Annotated in this window: 22 protein-coding genes and 1 pseudogene; 9 read left to right on the top strand and 14 right to left on the bottom strand. The window is 71.2% G+C overall.

What is annotated here, in order from left to right:
- Window positions 1–94 precede the first annotated feature (94 nt).
- Both R2B38_RS02640 and R2B38_RS02635 read right to left on the bottom strand, forming a co-directional pair.
- On the bottom strand, window positions 95–2,137 hold the full coding sequence (locus R2B38_RS02640; RefSeq protein WP_318014754.1) for a HEAT repeat domain-containing protein: 2,043 nt from the start codon (window positions 2,135–2,137) through the stop codon (window positions 95–97).
- Window positions 2,138–2,223: 86 nt separating this feature from the next.
- A complete protein-coding gene (locus tag R2B38_RS02635) occupies window positions 2,224–3,891 on the bottom strand; it encodes an acyl-CoA dehydrogenase family protein (RefSeq protein ID WP_318014753.1) in 1,668 nt (555 codons plus the stop codon).
- 74 nt (window positions 3,892–3,965) lie between these two features.
- On the opposite strand from R2B38_RS02635, the gene R2B38_RS02630 reads away from it, so the two are divergent.
- Window positions 3,966–4,721, top strand: a complete 756-nt coding sequence (locus tag R2B38_RS02630; protein ID WP_318014752.1) for a PaaX family transcriptional regulator C-terminal domain-containing protein — start codon at window positions 3,966–3,968, stop codon at window positions 4,719–4,721.
- A gap of 43 nt (window positions 4,722–4,764) precedes the next feature.
- Entirely contained in the window at window positions 4,765–5,304 is a 540-nt protein-coding gene (locus tag R2B38_RS02625) for a GNAT family N-acetyltransferase (protein WP_318014751.1), read from the top strand.
- Window positions 5,305–5,375: 71 nt separating this feature from the next.
- On the opposite strand, the gene R2B38_RS02620 is transcribed toward R2B38_RS02625, so the two are convergent.
- Both R2B38_RS02620 and R2B38_RS02615 read right to left on the bottom strand, forming a co-directional pair.
- On the bottom strand, window positions 5,376–6,170 hold the full coding sequence (locus R2B38_RS02620) for a pectate lyase (protein ID WP_318014750.1): 795 nt from the start codon (window positions 6,168–6,170) through the stop codon (window positions 5,376–5,378).
- A 32-nt stretch (window positions 6,171–6,202) separates the two neighbouring features.
- On the bottom strand, window positions 6,203–7,159 hold the full coding sequence (locus tag R2B38_RS02615) for a polysaccharide lyase family 1 protein (protein WP_318014749.1): 957 nt from the start codon (window positions 7,157–7,159) through the stop codon (window positions 6,203–6,205).
- A gap of 258 nt (window positions 7,160–7,417) precedes the next feature.
- Here R2B38_RS02615 and R2B38_RS02610 point away from each other — a divergent pair, with 258 nt between their 5' ends.
- On the top strand, window positions 7,418–8,743 hold the full coding sequence (locus R2B38_RS02610; RefSeq protein WP_318014748.1) for a PHB depolymerase family esterase: 1,326 nt from the start codon (window positions 7,418–7,420) through the stop codon (window positions 8,741–8,743).
- A 77-nt stretch (window positions 8,744–8,820) separates the two neighbouring features.
- The gene (locus R2B38_RS02605) at window positions 8,821–10,107 is read left to right on the top strand and encodes an SGNH/GDSL hydrolase family protein (protein ID WP_318014747.1); all 1,287 of its coding nucleotides are present in this window, start codon (window positions 8,821–8,823) and stop codon (window positions 10,105–10,107) included.
- Between the two features lie 221 nt (window positions 10,108–10,328).
- On the opposite strand, the gene R2B38_RS02600 is transcribed toward R2B38_RS02605, so the two are convergent.
- Both R2B38_RS02600 and R2B38_RS02595 read right to left on the bottom strand, forming a co-directional pair.
- Window positions 10,329–11,696, bottom strand: a complete 1,368-nt coding sequence (locus R2B38_RS02600; RefSeq protein WP_318014746.1) for a nucleobase:cation symporter-2 family protein — start codon at window positions 11,694–11,696, stop codon at window positions 10,329–10,331.
- Between the two features lie 136 nt (window positions 11,697–11,832).
- Window positions 11,833–13,179 carry an FAD-dependent oxidoreductase gene (locus R2B38_RS02595; RefSeq protein WP_318014745.1) on the bottom strand — a complete coding sequence of 449 codons (1,347 nt, stop codon included), beginning with the start codon at window positions 13,177–13,179 and terminating at the stop codon, window positions 11,833–11,835.
- 227 nt (window positions 13,180–13,406) lie between these two features.
- Between R2B38_RS02595 and R2B38_RS02590 the strand changes: the two genes are divergently transcribed.
- Window positions 13,407–13,868, top strand: coding sequence for a DUF6214 family protein (locus R2B38_RS02590; protein ID WP_033278375.1), 462 nt, complete (start codon window positions 13,407–13,409; stop codon window positions 13,866–13,868).
- 9 nt (window positions 13,869–13,877) lie between these two features.
- Here the strand turns inward: R2B38_RS02590 and R2B38_RS02585 are convergent, their stop codons facing one another.
- Window positions 13,878–14,597 (bottom strand): helix-turn-helix domain-containing protein, encoded by a 720-nt coding sequence (locus R2B38_RS02585; protein ID WP_318014744.1) that lies wholly within the window; start codon window positions 14,595–14,597, stop codon window positions 13,878–13,880.
- A gap of 262 nt (window positions 14,598–14,859) precedes the next feature.
- On the opposite strand from R2B38_RS02585, the gene R2B38_RS02580 reads away from it, so the two are divergent.
- On the top strand, window positions 14,860–15,108 hold the full coding sequence (locus R2B38_RS02580) for a DUF2630 family protein (protein ID WP_033278377.1): 249 nt from the start codon (window positions 14,860–14,862) through the stop codon (window positions 15,106–15,108).
- Window positions 15,109–15,168: 60 nt separating this feature from the next.
- On the opposite strand, the gene R2B38_RS02575 is transcribed toward R2B38_RS02580, so the two are convergent.
- From R2B38_RS02575 to R2B38_RS02550, 6 genes and pseudogenes are all read right to left on the bottom strand, one after another.
- Complete coding sequence (locus R2B38_RS02575; RefSeq protein WP_318014743.1) at window positions 15,169–15,870, bottom strand: Clp protease N-terminal domain-containing protein; 702 nt, start codon at window positions 15,868–15,870, stop codon at window positions 15,169–15,171.
- A gap of 147 nt (window positions 15,871–16,017) precedes the next feature.
- A pseudogene (locus R2B38_RS02570) lies at window positions 16,018–16,704 on the bottom strand (HAD family hydrolase); the annotation flags it as partial.
- Between the two features lie 9 nt (window positions 16,705–16,713).
- Window positions 16,714–16,917, bottom strand: a complete 204-nt coding sequence (locus R2B38_RS02565; protein WP_318014742.1) for a hypothetical protein — start codon at window positions 16,915–16,917, stop codon at window positions 16,714–16,716.
- 176 nt (window positions 16,918–17,093) lie between these two features.
- Window positions 17,094–17,741 (bottom strand): phosphatase PAP2 family protein, encoded by a 648-nt coding sequence (locus tag R2B38_RS02560; protein ID WP_318014741.1) that lies wholly within the window; start codon window positions 17,739–17,741, stop codon window positions 17,094–17,096.
- A gap of 82 nt (window positions 17,742–17,823) precedes the next feature.
- The gene (locus R2B38_RS02555; RefSeq protein ID WP_318014740.1) at window positions 17,824–18,759 is read right to left on the bottom strand and encodes a M56 family metallopeptidase; all 936 of its coding nucleotides are present in this window, start codon (window positions 18,757–18,759) and stop codon (window positions 17,824–17,826) included.
- 99 nt (window positions 18,760–18,858) lie between these two features.
- Window positions 18,859–19,428 carry a DUF5134 domain-containing protein gene (locus tag R2B38_RS02550; RefSeq protein ID WP_411978418.1) on the bottom strand — a complete coding sequence of 190 codons (570 nt, stop codon included), beginning with the start codon at window positions 19,426–19,428 and terminating at the stop codon, window positions 18,859–18,861.
- A gap of 189 nt (window positions 19,429–19,617) precedes the next feature.
- Here R2B38_RS02550 and R2B38_RS02545 point away from each other — a divergent pair, with 189 nt between their 5' ends.
- The 3 genes from R2B38_RS02545 (at window position 19,618) to R2B38_RS02535 (ending at window position 24,606) form a co-directional block, all read left to right on the top strand.
- Window positions 19,618–21,309: an FUSC family protein gene (locus R2B38_RS02545; RefSeq protein WP_318014739.1), complete on the top strand. Its 1,692-nt coding sequence runs from the start codon at window positions 19,618–19,620 to the stop codon at window positions 21,307–21,309.
- Window positions 21,306–21,878, top strand: a complete 573-nt coding sequence (locus R2B38_RS02540) for a MarR family winged helix-turn-helix transcriptional regulator (RefSeq protein ID WP_411978417.1) — start codon at window positions 21,306–21,308, stop codon at window positions 21,876–21,878. Before R2B38_RS02545 ends, R2B38_RS02540 begins: the two co-directional genes overlap by 4 nt.
- Window positions 21,879–21,996: 118 nt before the next feature.
- Entirely contained in the window at window positions 21,997–24,606 is a 2,610-nt protein-coding gene (locus R2B38_RS02535) for a cellulosome protein (protein ID WP_318014738.1), read from the top strand.
- Between the two features lie 22 nt (window positions 24,607–24,628).
- Here the strand turns inward: R2B38_RS02535 and R2B38_RS02530 are convergent, their stop codons facing one another.
- Window positions 24,629–25,396 (bottom strand): VOC family protein, encoded by a 768-nt coding sequence (locus R2B38_RS02530; protein ID WP_318014737.1) that lies wholly within the window; start codon window positions 25,394–25,396, stop codon window positions 24,629–24,631.
- Between the last annotated feature and the right edge of the window lie 82 nt (window positions 25,397–25,478).

Below are 25,478 nucleotides of genomic sequence, written 5' to 3'. Positions count from 1 at the left end.
ACGGATCACAGGCAGGGGCCCTTGTCGTGCCCGTCACGCGGTCCCGCCTGGTTCCAAGTCGTGCGTACTTCCAGGCAGATGGACCCGGCCGATCTCAAGCCCCCATCACCTCCCGACACACCCCCAACAACCGCTCGTCCTCCAGAACGTCCTGGCTGCCATGCCCACCGGACCGGACCAAATGCCGTCGCGGCGCGGCGAGTTCCGCCTCCACCAGGTCATGCAGCGGCACCCCGGCCGCCCCCATGCCGACCAGACACGCGGCAACGATGCCCCGCACCCCCGGATGCTCCACCCAGGCCGAACGCAGCACCGGAAGCATCCTCTCCACCTCCCCGGTGGCCCGCCACAGCGCACACGCGCCCGCCACCCGCTCCCACGCGCACTCCGCCCCGACCATCCGCGACAGCCCGGGCGCCGCGGCCCGCGCGGCCGACCCCAGCCGGGCGAGCGCGTCTGCGGCAGCCCGGCGTCGCAGCGCGTCCGGTCCCGCCAACTCCCCTACCAGCACCGGCAGTACGGCCGGGGGATCCCCCTCCACCGACCACAGAGCCCCCGCCGCCAGCCCCGCACACTCGGACTCCAGCAGCTCCCGCAGTACGGGTACGACCCCTTCCGCACCACCCCCGAACACCCCGAGCGCCCGGACCGCCGACTCAACCACCCGGTGCCTCAGCCGCACCCCGTCCGCCATCCCGCCCAACAGCCGCAACACCTCCGGCACCGCCTCCCGATCGGCGAGCGCGGTCAGTGCCGACAGCAGGGGTACGGCGCGGTCGTAGGTCTCGGGGGAGTCGAGGGGGACCTGGCCGAGCCGGTGTCGTAGTGCCGGGGTGAGGGGTGCGGCGGAGGGACCGAGGTGGACGATCACCCGTCCCAGATCGTCGGGTGCGAGCGGCTGTGCGAGGACCTGGGCCAGTACCGGTACCGCCCGTGGATCGCCGCTGCGGGCAAGGGACTTGAGCGGACCGCCCAGGGTCGGCGCCCGGCGTTCCCAGCGGTGCACCCACAGGTCGGGGCGGGAGATCACCAGCGCGTGGAGGTGGTCGGCGGCAGGTGCGGCCAGGTGGAAGAGATCGCCCAGGACCGACACCGCCGCGTCACGCAACCGGTCCGACTCCGCCGCACCGGGCAACGCAGCTGCCCCCGCGCCCAGTTGCTCACCGATCAGCGCGACGGGCACCGAGTAGTCGGCCCGCCACTCGCGGAACAACCCCGCCGCCATCCACACCCCGTTGCACCGGTCGGCCGGGTCCGGGCCGGCCAACTGCCCTTCCAGCAGGGCGATGCGATCACCCACCCGCCCGCCGAGCGCGGTGTGCAGCGTACGCAGCAGCAGCGCGCCCTCCTCGTCCGAGGGCCGCAGCCGCCGTAACCGCCCGGCGAGCGTGTCCGGGTCCGCATGGTCCTCCTCCGTCGGCGCCGAACGGCCCGACCGGCGCTGCTCCGACCGCTCCCCGAGCAGTTCGACGACGGTCGGGACGAGGTCGGCGGGGAGCAGATCGGGTGCGCAGCCCGCGAGTTGGCCGAGCGCGGCGAGCCGTAGACCGGGGTCGTACGGCGGAGTGCCGAGCATCAGCAGGATGTCCAGCGCCTCGGGGGCGTGGGCCGGGTGCTGCCGCACGAACAGGCCGACGCTCTCGGTGAGGGCGAGCAGGACCCGGTCGTCGCGCTCCACCGTGATGCGCTGCCGCAACAGGCCCAGTACGCGCGCGGGTTGGTCCAGGAAGCGCACGAGCGCTTCGGCCGCCGCGCGGCGCACGCCGGAGTCCCGGTCCCCGGTGAGGGCGACGAAGACCTCGGCGCCCGCGCGGAGGGCGGCCTCGGCCGGTTCGTCCCTGGCACCCGCTGCCTCCGGCCCGTGTCCCCGTCCGATGCTGACCAGAAGTTCCACCAACCCGCCCCGGTCCGCGACCTCTTCGCACGCGGCGAGCTCGAACAGAAACGGAACGCAGGCGAGCGTCGAGTCGTACACGATCCCCTGGTGGTGCACCGCGCCGTACATCCCGTCGAGCGCGCCCGCCCGCTCGGCGGGGTCCGGGGAGGCCAGTCCCCGGAGCAGTCCGGGCACGTCCTCCGCACTGCCGTACGCGTGGCGCAGTGAGGCCCAGCCGACCTCGTCGATCCCCGTGAACACGTTGTCCTCCCCAGGCGCGGTGCCAACTGATCGCGAGTCTGCACCACGCCACTGACAACGAAGCGGAATCGGGAGGTGACCGAGGGTCAGTCTCCTTCGGGCAGGGCGCGGGCGAGGATCGTGTCGAGGTCGGCGGAGTCGGGGAGGGTGCCGAAGGCATGCCCCCAGTCACCGCCGAGCCGGCTCGCGCAGAAGGCGTCGGCGACGGCGGCCGGGGCATGTCGCACGAGGAGGGAGGCCTGGAGGGTCAGCGCCATCTGCTCGACGAGACGGCGGGCTCCCGTCTCGGTGGCCCGGCCCAAGTCGTTCTTCAAGCGGGTCACGGCCGCGTCCAGGCGGGCGTCCGCGCCCTGCGCCAGGGCGAGTTCGGAGAACAGCGCCTCCGCCGTGCCGGGGTCACGGGTCAACGCCCGCAGTACGTCCAGGGCGTTGACGTTTCCCGAGCCCTCCCAGATCGAGAGGAGGGGTGCCTCGCGGTAGTGGCGGGGCATGCCCGAGTCCTCGACGTATCCGTTGCCGCCGAGGCACTCCAGGGCCTCCGCGGTGAAGGCCGGGCCGCGCTTGGTGACCCAGTACTTGCCTACGGCGGTGGCGATCCGCCGGAACGCCGACTCGGCGCCGTCCCCGCGCACCGCACGGTCGGCCGCGCCCGCCAGCCGCAGCGTGAGCGTCGTGGCGGCCTCGGACTCCAGCGCCAGATCGGCCAACACATTGCGCATCAGCGGCTGTTCGAGGAGCCGCGCGCCGAACGCGGACCGGTGCCGCACATGGTGGCCCGCCTCGACGAGCGTCTTGCGCATGAGAGTTGCCGACATCATCACGCAGTCCAGGCGGGTGCAGTTGACCATCTCGATGATGGTCTTGACGCCACGGCCTTCTGGGCCGACCAACCAGGCGACGGTTCCGTCGAACTCAGGTTCCGAGGACGCGTTGGACCGGTTGCCCAGCTTGTCCTTCAGCCGTTGGATACGGAACGTGTTGCGGCTGCCGTCGGGAAGTACGCGCGGCACCAGGAAGCATGACAGTCCGTCAGGCGCCTGTGCCAGTACGAGGAACACGTCGCACATCGGCGCCGACGTGAACCACTTGTGCCCGCGCAGGGTGTACACGCCGGGTTCGGCGGTGGGGGTGGCCACCGTGGTGTTCGTCCGGACGTCGGAGCCGCCCTGCTTCTCCGTCATCCCCATCCCGGCCAGCAGCCCACGCTTCTCGGTCGGGACGCGCAGGGTCGGGTCGTACACCCGGCTGGTCAGCAACGGCTCGTAGACCGCGGCCAGTTCGGGCGTGGCGCGCAGGGCGGGGACGGCGGCGTACGTCATCGACGTCGGGCAGCCGTGCCCGGCATCGGTTTGTCCCCACACCAACCCCCGTGCGCTACGGGCCACATGGGCGCCGGAGCGGTCGTCCGCCCAGGGTGCCCCGGCCAGCCCCTCGGCCACGGCGACGCCCATCAGCCGGTGCCAGCTCGGGTGGAACTCGACCTCGTCGATCCGGTTGCCGTAGCGGTCGTGCGTGCGCAGCTCCGGCTCGTGCCGGTTCGCCTGCTCACCCCACTCCTGCGCCTCCTCGCTGCCCGCCGCCCGCCCGAGCCGCCGCACGTCCTCCTCGGCCCACCCGGCACCCTCCCGGCGCAGCCCCTCCAGCAGGGCCGCGTCCTCGGAGGCGTCGTACGGGGTCAGGGGCGGGGGCTGGTTGGTGACGTCGTGCGTGGCGTTCCGCGGCTGCGGCGGTATGTGCGCGAGTGTCTGGGCCATGGATGGAGTGTTGCACTATCTCTGCGGTCGCATCAATGATGTAACACGAGAATCGGCACGTAGAGTACGAGGCCATGCGGATGAACGTGTCAGAAGGCCCCGGCGAGGTGGATCTGCGCCCGCTGTCCGCGCGCTCGGTCGTCCTGAGTCTGCTGCTGGGCACACACCCGCCCGAGCTGCCCGTACGGGATCTGCTGCGCGCCGTGGAACCCCTCGGCGTCGCCGGCCCCACGCTCCGCGCCGCGCTCAGCCGGATGGTGGCCGCCGGCGATCTGCGCACCACGGACGCGGTCTACCGGCTCAGCGACCGCCTGCTGGAACGCCAGCGCCGTCAGGACGTTGCCGTACACCCGGAGACCCGCCCCTGGGACGGCGACTGGGAGATGGCCGTCGTCACCGCGACCGGCCGCGGCCCCGCCGAACGCGCCGACCTGCGCGGCCAGTTGACCGCCCTCCGGCTCGCGGAACTCCGCGAGGGAGTCTGGCTCCGTCCCGCCAATCTCCTACGGCCCCGACCGGACGAACTCGGCGCGGTCGCCCGGCACTTCACCACCCGCCCCGAGGAACCCGCCCGCCAACTGGCCGCGGCCCTCTGGCCACTTGACGCCTGGGCGAAGACGGCCGAGGCGCTGCTCGACCGGATCACCGCCACCGCGGACCACCCGGCCGACCGCTTCACCGTACTCGCCGCCGCCGTACGGCACTTGCTCGCGGACCCGGTCCTGCCTCCTGAACTCCTGCCCGCCGACTGGCCGGGCGCGGCTCTGCGCGCCGAATACACGCGCCACCGGCGGGAGTTGATCGCGAACACGCTCGGGAACAGGGCATAGACCCGTCCACTCGGCGGGTCTGACGGTCTGTTAGCGTGCGCCGATGGAAGATCTGGGAGTCGCGGCCTGGCCGCCTGAACCGATCAGAACGGGGCGGCTCGTGCTCCGTGCCTCCGAGGCGCGGGACCGTGCGACGTTCATCGAACTGCTTGCCTCTCCAGAGGTGCACACCTACCTCGGCGGTCCCGGCGCGCGTGACGAGCTTGAGCGCAGGACGCCCGAGGTGCCCGAGCGGCGGCCCGGGAGCCTCGTCGTCGATCTCGACGGGGCGATGATCGGCCTGATCCTGCTCAGGAGGGCCGTCGGGCACAGTCGCCCGGCCGCCGTGGGAAAGGTCGATCTCGGCTACCTGTTCCTGCCCCGGGCGTGGGGATCCGGGTACGCCGCCGAGGCGTGCGCGGCGGCGCTCGGCTGGCTCGACGGGGTCCTTCCCGGCGAGCCGGTGGTGCTCACCACCCAGACCGCCAACGCCCGTTCGATGCGCCTCGCGGCGAAGCTGGGGTTCACCGAGGTGGAGCGGTTCGAGGCGTGGGACGCCGAGCAGTGGCTCGGCATGCGGTCAACGGCCGTGCTGCCAGGCTGAGTTCGTGCCGGAGCGGCCGTGCGAAGCACCGTGCGGGGACGCTTCGTACGGCCGCCGTCACCGTGGGAGGCCTACTTGTACGTGATGTCCGAGGACGCGTACTTGCAGTAAGTCCCGTCCGCGCCCGTGCCGTTGGTCGTCGGCTCCGCGCCCGTGTTGTTCCCGATGTACTTCTGGCAGGGGATCATCTTCTTGCTGGTGTCCCCGACGATCGTGATGGCCTTCAGGGTCGCGCTGTCACCGTAGTTGGTGTTGATGCCGACGATCCGGCTGCCCTTGTAGGTCGCCTCGATGGTGTTGAGGTTGATCGTGCGCTTGTACTGCGTCTTGCAGTTGCCGCACGAGCGGACGAACGTACCGAAGGTCTGCGCCGCGAAGTTGGAGACGTTGAGGGTCCCGGCGCCGTTGAACTGGAAGACCTTGTCGCTCGCCTCCTTCGCGCCACCGCCGTTCACGGTGTACACGTTCGACGACGAGGAGCCCAGGAAGGTCGCCGCGTCCTCGCCGACGTCCTCCCACCAGACGTTCTGCAGTGTGCAGCTGCCCAGGCAGTGGATGCCGTCGGCGGCGGGCGAGCCGATGATGACGTTCTTGACGACGGCACCGGCGGCCAGTTCCAGGATGGGGCCCTGGTCCTCGTCCTGGCTGCCCGTGCCCAGGTCACCGCTGCCGTACAGGCGCAGCATCCCGTAGTCCTTGGTGCCCGAGACCGAGATCGTCGAGGTCACCGCCTGGCTGCCGCTCGCGGTGGGCCAGGTGGCGGCGCTGGCCGGCGAGAGCGTACCGGATGTCATGATCATGCCAATAGAGAGGCCGAAGGCGGTCAGCGCACCGGTCAGTACGCGCGGTCGTACGGAAGAAGTCATGTCCCGATTCCTTCTCCGAGGTGGGGGAGTGGTCAGAGCTTTCCGGTGCCCGCGCCCGCGGTCACCGAGGCGACGACGGTCGAGGCGGGCTCGGCTGTGTAGCTGTACGGCGGGCTGGTGAACGTGCCGACCTGCGAGATCTCGGTGGCGGCTCCACCGAGGTCGTTGCCGCTGAGGTTGGCGTAACCGTCCACGTCGCTGTCCCGGTTCGTCGTGACGGCGACCTCCGTGTCCCGGAAGACGTTGTTCTGGACGAACATCTGGGCACCCATGCGTGAGTGCACGGCCGTCTCGGCGCCGACGACGTAGTTGTCGTAGAAGTGCCCGGTGCCGAAACGCAGGCTGGGGATACGGGAGTTGACCTGGTCGAACCAGTTGTGGTGGTAGGTCACCCGCAGATGCCCGGTGTCCTCGCTCGCGTTGTTGTCGCTGTGGCCGACGAGTGAGCCCTTGTAGTGGTTCTTGAAGGTGTTCCAGGAGACGGTGACGTAGTCGGAGGCATGGCTGATGTCGACCAGGCCGTCGTAGTAGTCCTTGCCGTGGTCGAGGTCGGACGAGAAGGCGTTGTGGTCGATCCACACCTTCGTCGACGCCTGCACGGTGATGCCGTCGGCGGGCGCGACCGACTTGCTGATGTTGAGGTTGCGGACGACGACGTTCGTCACGTTCTTCAGGCGCAGCCCGCCGCCGGTGAACCCGGACGCCGAACCGACGCCCAGGACCGTCGTGTTGGACCCGACGTCGACCTGACCGCTCAGGGAGATCAGCCCGTTGACTTTCACCACTTTCGAACTGGCGCCGGTGACAGCTGACTTGAAGGCGTCCAGCGTCGACACCGTGACCGCCGAGGCGCTGCCGCCGCCGGTCGTCCCGGCACCGAAACCGACCGGCGAGGCGTCGACCGCCGACGCGGACTGGGGGAGCGCGAACACGGCGACGGTGGCTAATGCGGCAGCTGTCAGTGCCGGCCTTCGGGAGCGAGTACGCATGCGGGTGTGTCCCTTCGGAGGGGTCGGGTGATCGCGTACGTGAACAAGGCGTGCCGCGAGAGGTACTGCGGTCACACATCTGAACGGAAGGTAGGGTGCAAGCGCTTTCTAGTCAACGCTCCGCGCGAAACTATTCGAGGCGTGGGAGCGCTTCCATGGGGCTCATGTCCATGCCACGATGCCGATGGTTCCCCCTCCGAACGACGTCGAACGATGCAGCACGAGCCGCACGAGCCGCGCTCAGGAAGGGACGATGACGTGCGCCCCACAGCCGACAACACCCTCAAGTCCGCCCGGAGAAAGCCGCGTTCGGTACTCGTCGCGGTCTTCGGAGCGCTGGTGCCGCTCCTCGCGGCCCTGACCCTCCTGGCACCCCCGGCCGCCGCCCGTGCCGAGGCCGTCCCCACCGCGACCCTCACCGAGGTCACCGGCTTCGGCGCCAACCCCAGCAGCCTCCAGATGTACGTGTACGTCCCGGCCGCCGTCACCGCGCACCCGGCGATCGTCGTGGCCGTGCACTACTGCGGGGGATCAGGCCCGGCGATGTACTCCGGCACCGAATACGCCTCGCTGGCCGACCAGTTGGGGTTCATCGTCGTCTACCCGTCGGTCACCCGCGCCAGCAAGTGCTTCGACGTCTCCTCGCCGCAGGCCCTGCACCGCGACGGCGGCAGCGACCCGGTCGGCATCAAGTCGATGGTCGACTGGGTGACCAGCACGTACTCCGCCGACACCTCCCGCGTCTACGCCCTGGGCATCTCCTCCGGCGCGATGATGACGAACGTCCTGCTCGGTGACTACCCCGACGTGTTCGCCGCGGGCGCCGCCTTCGCCGGCGTGCCGTTCGGCTGCTTCGCCACCACGGACGGCTCCGAGTGGAACACCGCCTGCGCGAACGGCACGGTCATCCAAACCCCGCAGCAATGGGGCGACGTGGTCCGGGGTGCCGACCCCGGCTACACCGGCCCGCGCCCCCGCATACAGCTGTGGCACGGCACCGCCGACGAGACGCTGCGCTACCCCAACTTCGGCGAGGAGATCAAACAGTGGACCAATGTGCAGGGCGTCAGCCAGACCCCGGCCGCCACCGACACCCCGGCGACCGGCTGGACCCGCACCCGCTACGGCGCCACCGGTGACCAGGCCCCCGTCGAGGCGATCAGCCTCCAGGGCGTCACCCACAACCTCTACACCTACGGCATGGGCTCCCGCGTCCTCACCTTCTTCGGCCTGACCGGCGGCGGCACCACACCCCCGCCCTCGACCGGCCCCTGCAGGGTGACCGTCACGACCAGCGCCTGGAACACCGGCCTCACCGCCTCCGTGACCATCACCAACACCGGGACAAGTGCCGTCAACGGCTGGCAGTTGGGCTTCACCCTGCCCACCGGCCAGGCCATCACCAACGGCTGGGGCGCGACCTACGCACCGGCCTCCGGCGCGGTGACGGCGACCAACGCCTCCTACGACGGCGCGATCGCCCCCAACGCGAGCGTGACCATCGGGTACCAGGCGAACCACACCGGCAACAGCGCGGCGCCGACGGCCTACACGCTCAACGGGACGGCCTGCACGGTCGGTTGACCCATCGCGGGGTGCGTGCCCGACACCCTCGGCGCGCGCCCTAGTGCCCCAACTCTCTTCAGAGGAAGGCAGGTTCCGTGCAGCCCACGAGACGGACAGCGATCGTCGCCACGACGGCAACGGCGCTGTCGGCCCTGGTCGCCACCAACCCCGCAAGCGCCGAGGGAAGTTCGGCCCCTCCTGCCGCGCACTGGGTGAACACCTGGACAGCGATGCCCCAGCTCACCGAGCCCGGCAACCTGCCACCCGCGCCGTTCACCGGGACCGCCTCGGTCCTCGTCGACACCACCCTGCGCCAGACACTCCGCGTCACCACCGGCGGCCGGAAGCTGCGCCTGCGCTTCTCCAACGCCTACGGCGACACCCCGCTCCCGCTCACCAGCGTGACACTGGCGCTCCCGCAGGACGGCAGGGCGGGAGCGAGCGCGATCGTGCCCGGCAGCAGCAGACCGGTGACCTTCGCCGGACGCGGATCGGCGACCGTCCCCGTCGGCGCCCAACTGGTCTCCGACCCCCTGGACTTGGACCTGCGCCCCGCGTCCGTCCTGACCGTGACGACGTACCTGGCGACGGGCCAGCCCTCGCTCGCGCTCACCTCGCACCCTGGCTCACGCACGACGTCGTACCTCCGCACCGGCGACCACACCGAGGACCAGGACCTACTGCCCGGGGCGACCCCGGTCGACCACTGGTATCTGCTGAGCGACGTCGAGGTCCTGGCCCCGCGCGCGAGCACGGCCGTAGCGATCGTGGGCGACTCGCTCACCGACGGCCGGGGCTCCACGACCAACGCCAACGACCGCTGGCCCGACCAGCTCTACGACCGCCTCCGCGCCCACCCCGCCACCGCGTCCGTGGCGATCCTGAACCAGGCCGCCGGAGGCAACCGCGTCCTCGACGACGGGCTCGGCCCCAACGTCCTCGCCCGCCTCGACCGCGACGTCCTCTCCCGCAGCGGGGTCACCCGCCTCATCGTCTTCGAGGGCGTCAACGACATCGGTACCGCCGACGCGACCCCCACCGCCCAACACCGGGTCACCGAGGACCTGTTGGCCGCCTACGCCCAGATCGTCGTCCGCGCCCACGCCCAGGGCATCCGCGTCTACGGCGCGACCCTGCTCCCCTTCGGCGGCAACACCTACGACGACCCGGCGGGAGAGCGTGAGTCCTCCCGCCGGACGGTCAACTCCTGGATCCGCACGGCCGGTTGCTTCGACGCGGTCCTCGACTTCGACCGCGCCGTACGCGATCCGGCCGACCCGCGCCGACTGCTCCCGTCCCTCCAGGTCGGCGACTGGCTGCATCTCAATCCGGCGGGGTACGGGGTGTTGGCCGCGACGGTCCCTGCCGGACTACTGCGCTGATCAGGGCGAAGGGCATCGGCGGTGCCTGATCGGGGCCGGTGAGTGGGGAGTTGTGCCTGCGGCTGCGAGGCGGAAGGGGCGTCGACGTCAACGGCTGCCGTCACGGGCGCCGAGAAGGGGGAGCCGGCTACCGACCGCAACGCCGCTGTGCCACACGCCTGTTGGGCAGCGGGGAGTGCGTGCCACGCCCCGCGTCCGCGACAGGATCCGCCGGATCGGCCCTAGACGACCGGCTCCTCCGCGACAGCGCCGGTGGGAGCCGCAGCGCTGGTCGCGGGCGAACTCCCCTTCGCCGGAAGGTGGTTGAAGAGCAGGTTCAGTACGATCGCCGTCAGGCAGCCCGCGCTGATGCCGCTGTTCATCACCGTCTGGAACCAGTCCGGGAACTGCGCGTAGATCGTCGGCACCCCGACCGGGAGCACGCCCACGGCCACCGAGACGGCGACGACGGTGAGGTTGTGGTTGTCCTTGAAGTCGACCTGGGCCAGGGTGCGCAGACCGCTCGCCGCGACCGTGCCGAACATGACCAGACCCGCGCCGCCGAGCACCGGCGCCGGGATCGCCGCGACGACCGCGCCCAGCTTGGGCAGCAGACCGAGGACGACGAGGATGCCGCCGGCGACCGCGACGACCCAGCGGCTGCGGACCCGGGTCATGCCGACGAGGCCGACGTTCTGGGCGTACGCCGTGTACGGGAAGGTGTTGAAGACGCCGCCGAGGACGGTGGAGAGGCCGTCGGCGCGCAGCCCGTCCGCGAGCGAACGCGGCTCTATCCTGCGGTCGGTCATCTCGCCGACCGCGATCAGGTCACCGGTCGTCTCGGTCATCGTCACCAGCGCCACCACCAGCATCGACACGATCGCCGAGGCGTGGAAGGTGGGCGTACCGAAGTGGAACGGCGTGCTGATGCCGACCCAGTCGGCGTCCCCGACCCCGCTGAAGTCCGTGAACCCGAACACCACCGCGGCCACCAGTCCCACCGCCATGCCGATCAGCACCGCGATCCGGCTGAGGAAGGCCGGCGCGAACCGCTGCACTCCGAGCACGACCGCGAGGACGAACGCGGCGAGCGCGATGTTCTTGGGTTCACCGAAGTCCTTCGAACCCTGCCCGCCCGCCGCCCAGTTGCCCGCCGCCGGCAGCAGGGACAGACCGATGATCAGGATCACCGTGCCGGTGACCAGCGGCGGGAAGAAGCGCAGCAGCCTGCCGAAGACGGGGGCCAGGAGCGCGATGGCGAGCCCGGCGATGATCACGGAGCCGTAGATCGCGGGCAGTCCGCCGCCCGTCGTGCCGATCAGGACCATCGGCGACACCGCGGCGAACGTACAGCCCTGCATGATCGGCAGCCGTACGCCGAACCGCCAGAAACCTATGCACTGGATGAGGGTGGCTATCCCGCACACCAGCAGGTCCGCGGTGATCAGATACGCCAGGTCGGCGGCCGACAGCTTCATGGCCCCGCCCACGATCAGCGGCACCGCGACCGCGCCCGCGTACATCGCGAGCACGTGCTGGAGCCCGAAGGCGGCCAGCTGCCGTACGGGTGGGACCTCGTCGACGGGATGCACGGGTGTGGTCGTGGCCATGGGCACTCCTGAGCGGCGGAGAGGGGAGAAACGTGCGAACAGTTCGAGACCGTAGGCGCCTTGAACAGTTTGTTGATTTCTGGGTTGTTGCCGCCGTGTGTCTTGCCCTGCTGCTATGTGTGCGCCCCACATATCTCTATGCGCGCGCCTCGCGTGCCGCCGCCAGCAGGGCATCCCAGTCCGGCAGTTTGACCACACCACCCCGCCCGAGCGAGGCCCCCAACTCCGCCTCGGCCCGCTCGATGGCCTCCCACCCGCCCCACTGGACCGGCTCGATCCCCTCGGCGCGCAGTGCGGGGAGCGGGTCCTCGGGCACATCCCGTCGTACGAGCATGGAGGCGTCGGCGAGCAGGGACGTCACCGTCTCCTTGGCGTCCGGGCGGTTGGTGCCGATGACGCCGGTCGGACCCCGCTTGATCCAGCCGGCCACGTACTCGCCGGGCACGGTCCGCCCATCGCGTACGACCCGGCCCGCCCGGTGCGGCACGGTGCCGTGCTCGGCGTCGAACGGCAGCCCGTCCAACGGCACTCCGCGATAACCCACCGAGCGGAGCACCAACTGCGCCTCGATCTCCTCGAATCGACCCGTTCCGACCACTCCGCCCCGCCCGTCCGGCGCGGTGCGTTCGAAGCGGACCGCGCCCACGCGCCCCGCGTCGTCGAGGAGTTGGACGGGACGGAGGAAGAAACGGAGGTGGATACGGCGTGCGGCGCCTTGGGGCGGGAGTGCGGCCCAGCGGCGGAGTTCCTCCACGTTGCGGCGCTGGGCGCCGGGCAGGGCGGAGGGGTCGAGACAGTCGGGGTCCAGCGCCAACTCGGCCGGATCCACGGTCACTTCGGTGTCCGGGAGGCCGCCCAGTTCGCGCAGTTCCTTGGTGGTGAAGCGGGCCTGCGAGGGGCCGCGCCGGCCGACCATGTGGACGTCTGTGATCCCGCTCGCGGCCAGCGCGGTGAGCGCGGCCTGGGGGATGTCGGTGCGGCTCAGCTCGGCCGCGCCGCGGGCCAGTATCCGCGTGACGTCCACCGCGACATTGCCCACGCCGATGACCACGGCCGAGCGCGCGCCGAGCACGAACCCGTCGGCGGTGGTGTCCGGGTGGGCGCTGTACCAGGACACGAACTCGGTCGCCGACCAGCTGCCCGGCAGCTCCTCGCCGGGAATCCCCAGGTGGCGGTCGGTGGCGGCACCCACGCAGTACACGACCGCGTCGTACAGCTCCCGCAGCCGGGCGGCCGACAGCCCGCCGGGTCCCACGAGCACCCCGCCGAGGAACCGCACCCGCTCGTGCTCCAGGACCGCGCGCAGGTTGTTCTGCAGCGACTTGATCTTCTCGTGGTCCGGTGCCACGCCGTAGCGCACCAGACCGTACGGGCACGGCAGCCGGTCCAGGACGTCGACCAGCACCCCGGGCTCCAGCTGGACCAGACTCTGGGCGGTGTAGACCCCGCTCGGCCCGGAGCCGACGACGGCGACACGCAGCACGGCGGAACTCCTCACCCGTCAGGCACGCAGGAGAACGCTCATTCGCCAGACCACTGACACGTCCAGGATCGCACCACCGGTGCTCCGCTGACAGGGTGCCGGACGCACCCGTACGCGCTGGGGGCGCGCGTGTCCGTTCGTATGGAATGTGATCATGCGGTTACGTTGCGTATGTGCTAGAAGCATCCTTCGTTAATCTTTCTGATCGCTCTCCGTCGGACGGCGCGGTGTCCGTGTGGCCCGCGTGGGAAGTGCAGGAGCACGACGGCGCCACCTCGTGGTTCCATGTCCGGCTCGCCTTCCCCGACGGCGCCCGGGTCGACGCGCTCGCCGTGGTCTGTGAGCAGACCGTCTCCGTCGAGGACGTACGGGCCCAACCCGCCCTGTCCCTCGACGACTTGACGGTGCTGGCCGACTGGCTGGAGGGGCCGCTCTTCGAGGCGTGCGGGCTGCAACCCGGGGAGGAGGACGTGGAGTCGGGCGGAGCGCGCCGGGCCCGGCCGGCCTGGCCGCGGGGCATCGAGGGGCGGTGGCAGATCGCTCAGGAGTATCGCGCCGCGCAGGAGGAGGGAGTTGATCCCGTCCTCGCGGTGATGTGCGCGACCGGGCACAGTCGGCGCCGGTCGCTTCGGCTCATCTCGCAGGCGCGGGACGCGGGGTTTCTGACACCTCGTCATGCCCGGCGCTGAACAGGGAAGTTACGCGTCGGAGGGCTCGGTCGGCCGGTCGTCGGCCGGGTCTTCGGCCGGGGGCGGGGGAGTGGATCTGTCGTCCGTCGCGAAGAACCGTGACAAGTCCGTCTCGGGTGTCCCGGCCCGCGCACGGGCCTCCGGCGGGATCCCCAACTCCCAGTCGAGTCCGTACCGTTCGAACAACTCGGTGCGCAGCACCGGGATCGGCATCGGCACCCCCGGCACGAGCGCCGAGTAGACCGCGCCCATGAGCAGCGCGCGCAGCATGGGGTAGTCGGAGGGGACGTTCCCCGATCCGTAGCGCGCGATCGTCTGCCCGAGCAGCTCGGACAGGCGCCGCTGCTCCGGGCACTGCACGAAGCCCTCGCCCTGCAGCAGCCCCGCCATGTGCTGGCGCATCAGCACGGGCCGGTCGTGCGCGAGACCCAGGATCGCGTCGATGGCCCGCGCCATCCGCTCCCGCCCGTCGTCGGTCCGGGGCTCGCGCTCCAGGGCCTCCTCCAGCGTCCGGTGCATCAGACGGTGTACGGCGGACTGGACGAGCTGGCGTTTTCCGGGGAAGTAGTACGACACCAGTCCGCGCGCCGAACCGGCCCGGTCCGCGATGTCGCCCAAGGTCGTGGCCTCGTACCCGCGCTCGCTGACCAGCTCCAGGGCCGCCTGCAGGAGCCGTTCCCGGGAACGCCTGCGCAACTCTTCATTGACCGATGCGCTTCGCGGGGACATGCTGTAACTCCTGCGTTGACTGGCTATCAGCCAACTATACTCAGGACGTCCGGGTCTCCCGTCGAGGGGGCCTGGCGCATGCTGCCGTCCGTCTGGGGCGACGCGGGGGATCGTCTCAGGCGGGCGGCTCCTTTTCACCCCAATGGTTTCCTCGGGCGACTTTTGAACCGGTGCCTGGCGCCGCCTTCTCGCACATCTGTCGCACGGCACGTGATCCGTCCCTAGAGTGGGCACGGGTGTCGAGCCGAGGAGGCGCACGGGCATGGAGCAGGACCAGCAGATCTTCGCGCGGATCAACGAGATGGTCGACGACGAGCGCAAGCTCCGGGAGGCCGTCGCGTCCGGCGCGATCGACAGCGCCACGGAGCATCAGCGCCTCGGGCAACTGGAACGTGAACTCGACCAGTGCTGGGATCTGTTGCGCCAGCGCCGCGCGAAGGTGGAGTTCGGGGAGAACCCGGACGAGGCGCGGGTGCGGCCGGAGTCCGAGGTGGAGGGGTATCAGGGGTGAACTGACGGGGCGGGGTGACCGCGGCGGCCCGGTGCTCCGCGGCCACTGGTCGATTCCTCGCTAATTGCCGCGCGCGGCAAGCCTGTTGGCGATCTCGGCCTTGACCGTCTCGTGCAGTTCTTCCGAGGTGAAGCCGAGGTCGCGCAGGATCCGCGCGGCCTGGCTCTCCTCGACGCGGATCAGGCCGAGCAGCGCGTGCTCGGTGCCGACCCAGTCGTGGCCGAGGTCGGCCGCCGCGCGGCGGGCCTGCTCGATGGCCTCTTTGCTCTCCGGCCGGAACGCGATGTGACCCCGTGGCGCCTTCTTCCCGGCCGGCGGCAGCGCTTCCGCGATCGCGTCACGGACGCGCTGCTCCGATTCGGTCTTCGCCACCAGCACCTCGTACGCGAGGCCCCGCGGTTCGCCGAGCAGGCCGAGGAGGAGGTGCTCGGTGCCGATGGAGTCGTGCTTGTGCGTCCGGGCCGCCTCCTGGGCCAGCACGATGCTGTGCCGGTTCAGGTTCGTGTACCGCTCGAAAGGGCCGGGTGCGTGGCGCTGCTGGGCGGCCTGCTTGGACACTCCGATGGCGTCGCCGATCTCGGTCCAGGACGCGCCGACCTGCTTGGCCTTGCTGACGTAGTGGTCGATGAGCTGGTCACCGAGGTCGGACAGGGTCTGGGCGCGCAGGCGCGCTTCGCTGATGCGGGCCAGTTCGTCGGTGTCGGGGAGCTCCTCGTCGAGGCGGGCGATCAGATCGGCGAGGCTGATGTCGAGTGGGCTCATGCGTCAACTTTAAATTGACGATCCGCTATCGTCAACCTGTAATTGACGATTGGTTCGAGGTTGCTCCGCCGTGGTGATCCGGGGGCTGCGACCCGGATCGACCCGGTGATCGGTCAGCCCCCGGATCCCGCCCAACCCCCGCCCCTGCCCGACCAGTTCGAGCACGGGCCGCAGACCGTCCGGCCGCTCCGTCACCGGCCGGTGGTCCACGAAGTGCACCCCGCACCCCAGCGCCGCCGCCCCGCCGTCCGCCCGCCGGTCGTCGCCGACCATCAGCACGTCCTTCGGGTCGACGCCGAGCGCCTCGCAGGCGACGGTGAACAGCCGCGGGTCCGGCTTCTGGATGCCGTGTTCGTACGACAGGACGTACGCGTCCACGTAGGGGTCGAGCCCGTGCTCGCGGAACACCGGCCGCAGGTCCCAGCCGATGTTGCTGACCACCCCCACGCCGATCCCGCGCTCGCGCAGGGTCCGCAGCACGTCCTCGGTGTCCGGGTACGGCGTCCACGCGGCCGGCGTCATGTGCCGGTCGTACAGCGCGTCGTGCAACGCCGGGTCGGGGAGCGGGACTTGACGGGAGACGCCGGTGTACGCGGCCCGGTGCAGTGCGGAACTCTCGTCCCGGATCGCCCACATCTCCGCGAATTCCTCGGGCAGTTGCTCCGGTTGCGCCCCGCCGGGCATCGCCCCCGCCGACTCCAGCGCCCGCACCGCCTCGGCCAACTCCGGTTCGGGCAGCGCGATTCCGGTCTCGCGCAACACGGCACGCAGCCAGGACTCGGTGGACTCGATACGGAAGAGGGTTCCGGAGAAGTCGAAGAGGACGGCATTCATGCGGTGATCTTACGCAGCGACATTCGACTCGGCGGGGCCAGCGCCTTTGGTACCGGCCTGGTCGAGTGCGCGTGCCACCGCGTCCCATGAGCCGAGGTGCGGGCGGTAGCCGGTGGACGGGTTGCTGACCTCCTGGGCGACCCAGAGTCCCGCCGCCCGCCCGAACCTCATCCCGCCCGCGCCCTGCGCATCGGGGCCCCCGGCACGCGCCACGTGCTCACTCCGACGCGGCGCCGGACGCAGCCGTTCATCCAGGCCGACCACGGAAAGTGAAGGGTTCGGCCGAGTCGGCTGTCGCCTGTCCGGCCGGCCAGGCCCTCAGGTCCCCGGCCGCACCGTGGTCCGCGACTCCGCCGGTCCGACATGGCGATGCCGCCACCCGGCCGCGCTCACGCCGGCAACCGCTCGTACGCCCCCACGGCCACCGCCACCACCAGCGCCCCCAGAAGCCACCCGCCCACCACATCCGACGGCCAGTGCACGCCCAGCCACACACGGGTGAGTCCCACACCCGCGACGGAGATCACGGCCAGGACCATGGCCGTACGCCATACAGCGCGGCCGGTGCCGTAGTCGTGGAGGAGCCACAGCAGCAGGCCGCAGACCACGGTGGCGGTCATGGCGTGGCCCGAGGGGAAGGCGGCGTAGTGGGCCGAGTCGACGGGGTCGGGCCATACCGGGCGGGGGCGGTCGATCAGTGCCTTCAGGGTCTGTTGGAGCAGGGTGCCCAGTGCACATGTGGCCGCCAGCCATAGAGCCGTCCACCATGCTGAACGCCGCCACACCAGCCACACCATGGCTGCCACACACATGAGGCGCAGGGTCAGCGGGTCCCAGACCCAGTCCGTCAGGATGCGGAACGTATGCGTCAGGCCGTGGTTCTCGACCGCCCGGCGATGTGCGGTCCGGGCGATCCGCTCGTCGACGTCGATCAGCGGACGCCATTCCGCCGCGACCAGGGTGAGGAGCAGCGCGGAGCACAGGGCGAGGGTGACGCTGGTTGTCCGGCGGAGGTGCGGGCGGGGCGGGGAGTGCATGGAACGATCCTCGCCGACCGGCGGCGGGCGGAGCCAACCCCGCCCGGGGACCGCCTCCGCGTGGTCCCTTCCCCGGCCCGCCTCAGCCCAGCGCCCGCAGCCCCGGCACGAACGCCACCAGGACCGGAACCACCGGCACCAGTGCCGCCGTCGCGGTCCAGCCCAGGCGGCGCATCGCCGTGAGGCGGTCCGGGGGAGTGAGCAACCGGTTCACCCGCTGCGGGACATGCGCGTGCGGGGTGGGGCACGGCCCGAACACCCCGCGGTCCTCGTTGAGTTCGACCAGGGCGAGGGCGGTGGTGAGGCGGCCGAAGCGCCGGGAGGCCATGTCGTCGGCGGCGAGTTCGACCAGCCGGTGCATCTCGTCCCGGAACGCGGCGAACACCGGCACCTGCGGAAACCCGTTCGCGAGCGCGCCCGAGCAGTGCAGCAGCCAGTCGTGCCGGGCCTGGGCGTGCCCCTGTTCGTGCGCGAGCAGCGAGTCCAGCTGCCGCCCCTTGAGGCGCCTCAACGCGGCTGTGGTGACGACCAGTTGGGGCGCGGTACCGGCCATCCACCACGCGTCCGGCCGCTCCCCCTCCAGGATGACCAGCGGCTCGGCACCGGGCTCCTCGCCGGGCAACACCGGGGCGCGCACGAGGAGTTCGGCCCTGCGCAGCCGGCGTCGCGCCCGGGCCCGTACGACCTCACGGACCAGCATCGCCGCGGTCCACGCCCCGCCGCACGCGAGGGTCACCGCGGTCGTGGCGGCCCAAGGCCCGTTCGCCACAAGGGGATAGGCGTCCACGACCGCGTGCGGGGCGTTGGCGAACACATGGCCGCGCACCGCCTGCCACGCGGCGGCCGCGCTGAGCGTCATCGACAGGGCGCAGCACAGGAGGACGGCCGCCACCACGCACTGCCACACCCACAGCGCGAGCACCGGCTCATGGTCCGGCCAGTCGGCCCGGGCGAGCAGCCGTGGGGCGACGACGGCGGCCAAGGCGCCGAGCAGCAACAGTGCCGCGGGGACCATCATGGGAGCACCCTATGAGCGCCGCGGTGATCAGGGGTACGGCTTGTTACGGCAAAGTGACGCAGACCACGATTCCGTACAGTGCCTCGGATCCTCGGATGTTCAGAGCGTCAACAACATCGCGACCATGCCGATCCCCATCGACAGCCGGCACGCCCGCGCCAACTCCGGCCGGTCGCCCCAGCCGACGCTCCCGGCCCCGACGGCCGCGCCGGTGGCCCCTCCGGCGACCGGCACCAACCGGATGCCCGACAGCAGCACGTATCCCACGAAGTAGAGGAGCAACGCACCTGTCACGAGCGGGACTCCGGAGTCGCCGTGCTCGTGGTGGTGCGCGGGTGAGGCGGCCATCGCGAGCGCCATGTAGACCATGGCCGCGGTGCCCAGCAGATGGTGCACGTGATGCGGGCTCCTGCGCGCCGACCACAGGGCGCGCAGCGCCGCCGCGCCGAACACCGCCGCGTAGCCGGGCCACGCCCAGGACGGTGGCGTGAACACCGCGGCGGGCACGGCCATCGCGGCCATGCCGAAGCCCATCAGCGCCTCGCCGCCCGCGGCCCGGCGCTGTTCCTCGACGGGGCTGCGCATCCGCAGCAGGCAGTAGGCCCCGGTCGCCGCGCACAGCGCGACCAACAGCCAGCCGGGCGAAGCCGGTCCACCATGCACGCGCATCCCCCGTTCCACCCCGGACATCGCTCCCCGTCGACGTTCGGTCACAGGATGCCCTTGCCGCACGGGGCGCAATCAAGCGCAACGGTGTACATGGGGAGCACTCGACGGAGCGCGGCAGGTCAGTGGCGCCCCCGGGGCATGCCCGGCGGAAATGTTTCACGAGTAAAACACCTGCTAAACTTGTTTCCCATGAGCAGTGCGACCCCCGCCCCCACCCCACGCGTCCGACGTCTTCCGCTCACCGGCGTACTGCGCCTCGGCCGGCCCTCCGACATCTGGTTCAAGCCCGCGCTCAGCGCGGTCGCCTCGGTCGCCCCGCCCAACCTGACCCTGCTGGCCCTCGGCCGCCTCGACCTGGCGATGTACACGATGGCCGGCTCCTTGTGCGCGCTCTACGCCCACAACAAGCCGTACGCCGCCCGGGCCCGCGCCCTGGTGTGGGTGGTGCTCGGCATGATCGCCGGTCTCGCCGTCGCGCTGGTCACGGCCTCCCTCACCACGAACGCCGTCGTGCTGGTCACGGTCGGCGCCGCCCTGGCCGCCGTACAGAAGGGCCTGTGCGACGCGACCCGGATCGGCCCGCCCGGGAACGTCGTCCTCACCTTCATCAGCTCGGCCTCGCTCTTCGCGCCGCAGACGCTCGGCCAGGTCCCCGGCCACCTCGCGCTGGCCACCGCCGCGGGCGCCTGGGCATGGCTCGTCGGCATGGCTCCCGCACTCGTCCGCCCCTACGGCCCGGAGCGCCGCGCCACCGCCCAGGCCCTGAACGCCGTTGCGACGTACGCCGCCACCCGCGGCACCGGCGACGGCCACGCACGCGCGCGTGCCGCCGCGGCGGCCGCCGTCCACGCCGCCTGGCAGTCCCTGCTCGCGACCGGTGCCCGCGCCGAGCCCCGACGTGCTCTCGAACGCCTCCTCGTCCGTGCCGAGGTCGCCCTCGCCGCGCCCGCCGACGCCGACCCGGAACTGCTCCGCACCTGGGCCCGCGAACTGCGCGGCAGGGGACCGGTCCCGCGGACCGACGCCCCGGCAGGCGCCGTAGCCGACGAACTCCTCGGTGTGGACGCCGAACTGGCCGCCCCCGCCCGCCCGTTGTGGGCCAGGCTCGGTCCGCTCACCCCCCTCGTGCTGCGCACGGCGCTCGGCTGCGCCCTCGCCGGATACGCCTCCCTCGCTCTCGGAGTCGGCCGCCCCTACTGGGCCCTCGTCACCGCCGCCTCCCTCTACCAGGCCAACATCACGCTCACCTGGGGCCGGGGCGTGCAGCGGGTCGTCGGGAATCTCGCCGGGGTGCTCGTCTTCGCGGCGGTCGCCCCGCTCGCCCACGCGCACCCCGCGGCCCTCGTGCTGTGCTGCCTCGCCTTCAACTTCGGTGCGGAGGCGCTCATCGGCCGCAACTACTGGCTCGGCAGCGTCTGCGTGACCCCGATGGCGCTGCTCATCACGGAGTTCGCCCGGACCCAGCAACCCGGGGAGCTGATCACCGAGCGGGTCGTGGACACCCTCGTCGGCGCCCTGGTCGGTCTCCTCGCCGCGTTCGCCGTCACCAACCGGCGCGCGACCGACCGCATCGAGGAGGCGCTGACCGCCGTAGAACGCACCCGGGAGCGGGCCGCGCGGCTCCTGGCGGAGCAGGCTCCCGCGCGCGGGAGCCTCGATTCCGCGCACCGCGCGCTCGCCGCCGCGCTCGTCGAACTGCGGGCCACCGTCGACGCCGCGTCCGGCGAGTGGTGGCAGCGCGCCCTGCCGCAGGAGCGGGTCGTGTTCGCCGAGCGGTCCGGACACCGTACGCTCGCCGCGACGGTACGACGCCGGGAGTCGCACTCCTGGCCGACCGTGGATCGGCGCACGGGCGGAAAGACGGAGGGCGTACGGGGATGACGGCAATGAACGGACGGCCGGTCGACGGGGACGGCGCGGCCCGCCCGACCCCTCCGAGCGCGGCCCGGGGTGACACGGTCGCCGCCGTCGTCGGGCAGTGGCAGGCCGTGCACCCCGACCTCGACACCGGCCCGATGGAGATCATCGGCCGGATCAACCGCTGCGCCGCCCTGCTCCAGCAGGCCGAGGACGCGCCGCTGCGCCGGGCCGGGCTCAGCCGCCCCGAGTTCGACCTGCTCGGCGCGCTCCGGCGGACCGGGCACGAGCTGACGCCGAGCGAGCTGACCCGGGAGACCTTCTCCTCGGGCGCCGCCGTCACCAAGCGCCTCAAGCTGCTGACCGAACGCGGGCTGGTCGAGCGCCGGGGTGACACCCGCGACCGGCGCGTCGCCCATGTCCGCCTCACGGACACCGGCCGCGACCTCGTCGACGCGATCCTGCCCGAGCAGCTCGCCTACGAGACGACCGTGCTCGCCGGTCTCGACACCCCCGGACAGGGCGAACTCGCCTCCCTGCTCGGCGAGTTGCTGGTCCAGCTGGAAGGCCGGCTGGGCATGCTGCGCGTCTGACCCGCCGTACGCGGGCGCCGACGGACCGTTGACGCGAGTCGCGTGATCTCCCTACGTTCGATCAAGCCGGTCCGGGAAGCCGACCGACGTACGACATGCCGAACAAGGGATTGATGCCGTGGCAGCCGAAGCCTCCGACGCTCCCACCTCCGGGAACCTCACCATCGACCTCGGCACCGACACGGGCCCCTTCCACGGAGGCGCGAGCGGCACGCTCTACGGCCTGTACGGCGACGGCGTCCCCAGCCGCAACGCCGTCGAGGGCATGTACGTCCGCACGGTCTCCACCAAGGCCCAGGACGGCACCCAGCACCCAGGCGCCGACGCCCTGGAGATCCTGCGCCCCTTCGTCGAGGCGGGCGGCCAGGACGTCTACGTCTACATGACCGACATCTACCGCGGCTTCCCCTACGAATGGCCCGGCGACACCGGAGCCGAACGCCTCGCCGACTTCACGGCCCGCGTCCGGCGCCAGGTCGACCAGGTGCTGGCGCTCGGCACGTACAAGTCCCATGTCGTGTACGTCCCGTTCAACGAACCCGAGGGCAACATGTTCGGGACGGAGGAGTGGAGCTACGACCGGACCTCCTGGCGCAGCGACCCGCACCGCTACTTCACCGCCTGGCGGGACATCTACCGGCTGATCAAGGAACTCGACCCGGGCGCCCGCATCGCCGGTCCGAACACCTGCCTCCTGTATGACGAGGTGAGGGGCTTCCTGGAGTTCGCCAAGGCCGAGGACGTCCTGCCCGACGTCATCACCTGGCACGAGCTGACCACGCCCGACGAGATCCGCACGAGCGTCGCCAAGTACCGTGCTGTGGAACGGGAGTTGGGCATCGGCCCGCTGCCCGTCAACATCAACGAGTACGCCCACAACTACCACTTGTCCGTCCCGGGCCAGATGATCCAGTGGATCGCCGCGATCGAGGAGTCCAAGGTCGACGCCGACATGGCGTACTGGAACATCGACGGCAACCTCAACGACTCGGTGGTGGAGGCCAACAAGGGCAACGGCCAGTGGTGGCTGTTCAACGCCTACGGGCAGTTCACCGGCAACACCGTCCAGGTCACCGCGCCCCACCCCAACGTCCATTACACACTCCAGGGCGTCGCCGCACTCGACCGCGCCAAGCGGCAGGCGCGGGTCCTGCTCGGCGGTGCGGGCGGGTCGGCGGACGTCGTGATCGAGCACGTCGACTCCGACATCTTCGGTACGACCGTCCATGTGCGGCTTCTTGAGATCCCCTGGACGGGTCAAGTCGGCTTCTCCGCACAGCCGTTGAGGCTGACTGATCGCGAACTCGCCGTAGTGGACGGCAAAGTGACGCTGCGTCTGACCGACCTGGAGGCGATGTCGGCGTACCAGGTGATTCTGTCCCCGGGCGGCAACGGAGCCGTAGCGCTGCCTCCTTCGGTCGGCTGGCGGCGTTCGTACCAGGCGGAGGACGCGGCCTACATCGGTGACGGTCACTCGCTGAACGGGCCCGAGGGGTCTCCGTCCGACGTCGACAGGTTCGCGGGCTCGACCGGCTACCACGTGGGCGGACTGCGCACCGGTTCCGACGGCGTGCTCGTCTTCTCCGTGGAGGTCCCGGAGGACGGGACGTACGACCTGCGTGTCTTCGCCAACTCCTACAACCTGGCCGACGCGGTGCGCGAGCAGGGGCCCACCAACGTCTTCCTTCGTGTGGACGGCAGTCACGCGCAGGAACTCCGGTTGCCGCTCGGCTACAAGTGGGCGGTGTGGGGCCACACCGACACCCGGGTCGAACTGACCGCCGGCGCGCACACGATCACCCTCGCCGCGCAGGACCATGACCTCGGAGTCACGCGGGGCGACGCGGTCGTCGACCGGCTGGACCTCGCCCTGCGCGACGACCAGGTGACCGCGCCCGCGCTGTACGACGCGGAGTTCGCGGCCCTGGGGGGTGGGGCTCGCGTCGACTACGGGCAGCGTGGAGCGTCGGGGCCCGGTGTCGTCGTGCTGCCGAGGGGCGGTACCGCCACGTTCTGGGTGCACGCGGCGGAGGACGGGGAGGCGGCTGTGGGCGTTGATCGGATCGGCTCCGGGGAGGGCGAGTTGACGATCAACGGGGAGAACGTGGGGATGGTGGAGGGAGATGACATGGGGATTGTTGAACGATCCCCGGCTCCCCTGTTCCTCACGTCGGGCATCAACAAGGTCACCGTCACCGCCATGTCGGACCAACTGGTCCTGGACCGCCTACAGGTAGGCCCATCACGCGGCCTCCTCCCCACCTCCACACACCCGGCTGAGGAAGGCACCACGACCGGCAGCGCCCGGGTCACCGGCGCCTACACGTTCGCCACGGGCGGCAAGGCGGTCGACGGGATCGGCGGCGGTCCCGCGAACGCGCTGACGCTCACCGTGACGGCGGAGCGGGCCGGCCGTCACGCGCTCACGATCCGCTACTCCAACGCCGAGCAGGCGCCCGCCACCCACTACAACCCGGACCCGGTATGCCGCCACGCCGACATCTCGATCAACGGGTCGGTCCCACAGCGCGTGTTGTTCCCCACCACCTTCCACTTCAACAACTTCCACGACCTCTCCGTCCCCGTCACCCTCGACCAGGGCGCCAACACCCTCACCTTCACCGCCGACGAACTCCCGGACCACGACGGCCACTCCAGGAACCAGTACGGCCAACGCAGCGCGTACGCACCGGTGATCGACACGGTGACGGTGACGCGGCTGGCCTGAGGACGGGACGCGGGCGGGTGGCTCAGTGCCCCTCGTCGCCCGCCGCGTACACCCCGAACATCGCCCCCTGCGGATCCCGCAGCACCGCGATGCGCCGCACGTCCCCGATGGACGTCGGCTCCATCAGGACCGTGCCACCTGCCTCCGTAGCCACCGCAGCGGTGGCGTCGACGTCGGCCACCGCGAAGTACGGCAGCCAGTGCGGGGGCACCTCCGGTGGGAACTTCGCGTCCATCGTCATCATGCCGCCGAAGTCGGCGCCGTCGATGCCCCACTGCGGGTAGTGCGCCGAGGGACGGACGGTCCAGCCGAACACGGTCGTGTAGAAGCTCTCGGCCCGCTCGGGCGCCCGCGTCAGCAACTCCACCCAGCCCAGCGCGCCGGGCGCGTTGAACAGCCCGGCGCCGGGGAAGGTCCGCGCCTGCCACATCTGGAACGCGGCGCCGCCCGGGTCCAGGGCGACCGCGAAGCGGCCGATGTCGAACACGTCGATCGGTTCCATGAGCAGGGTTCCGCCCGCCGCACGCACCTGCTCCGCCGTCGCGTCGGAGTCCGTCACCGCGAACGACACGTTCCACGCCACGGGCTGCGACTCCTGGAACAGCGGTGTCAGCGCGGCGACCGCCGCGTCACCGATGTGCGCGACCGTGTAACCGCCCGCCTCCGGCCGGGGATCGGTCTCCGGGCGCCAGCCGAACACGTCCGAGTAGAACCCCTTGGCCGCCTCCAGATCACTGGTCCCGAGCTCGGTCCAGCAGGGCCCACCGGTCACCGGCCTGTCGAGCTTCATGGCGTTCCTTCCGCAGAAAGCTCCCCTCCCAGCACGCTAAGCCCGCGCCACGGCCCCGGCCATCCGGCCCGGAAGAGGGCGC

This window comes from Streptomyces sp. N50, from assembly GCF_033335955.1.
Classification (GTDB): Bacteria; Actinomycetota; Actinomycetes; order Streptomycetales; family Streptomycetaceae; genus Streptomyces.
This window is presented reverse-complemented; position numbering and strand designations above follow the sequence as displayed.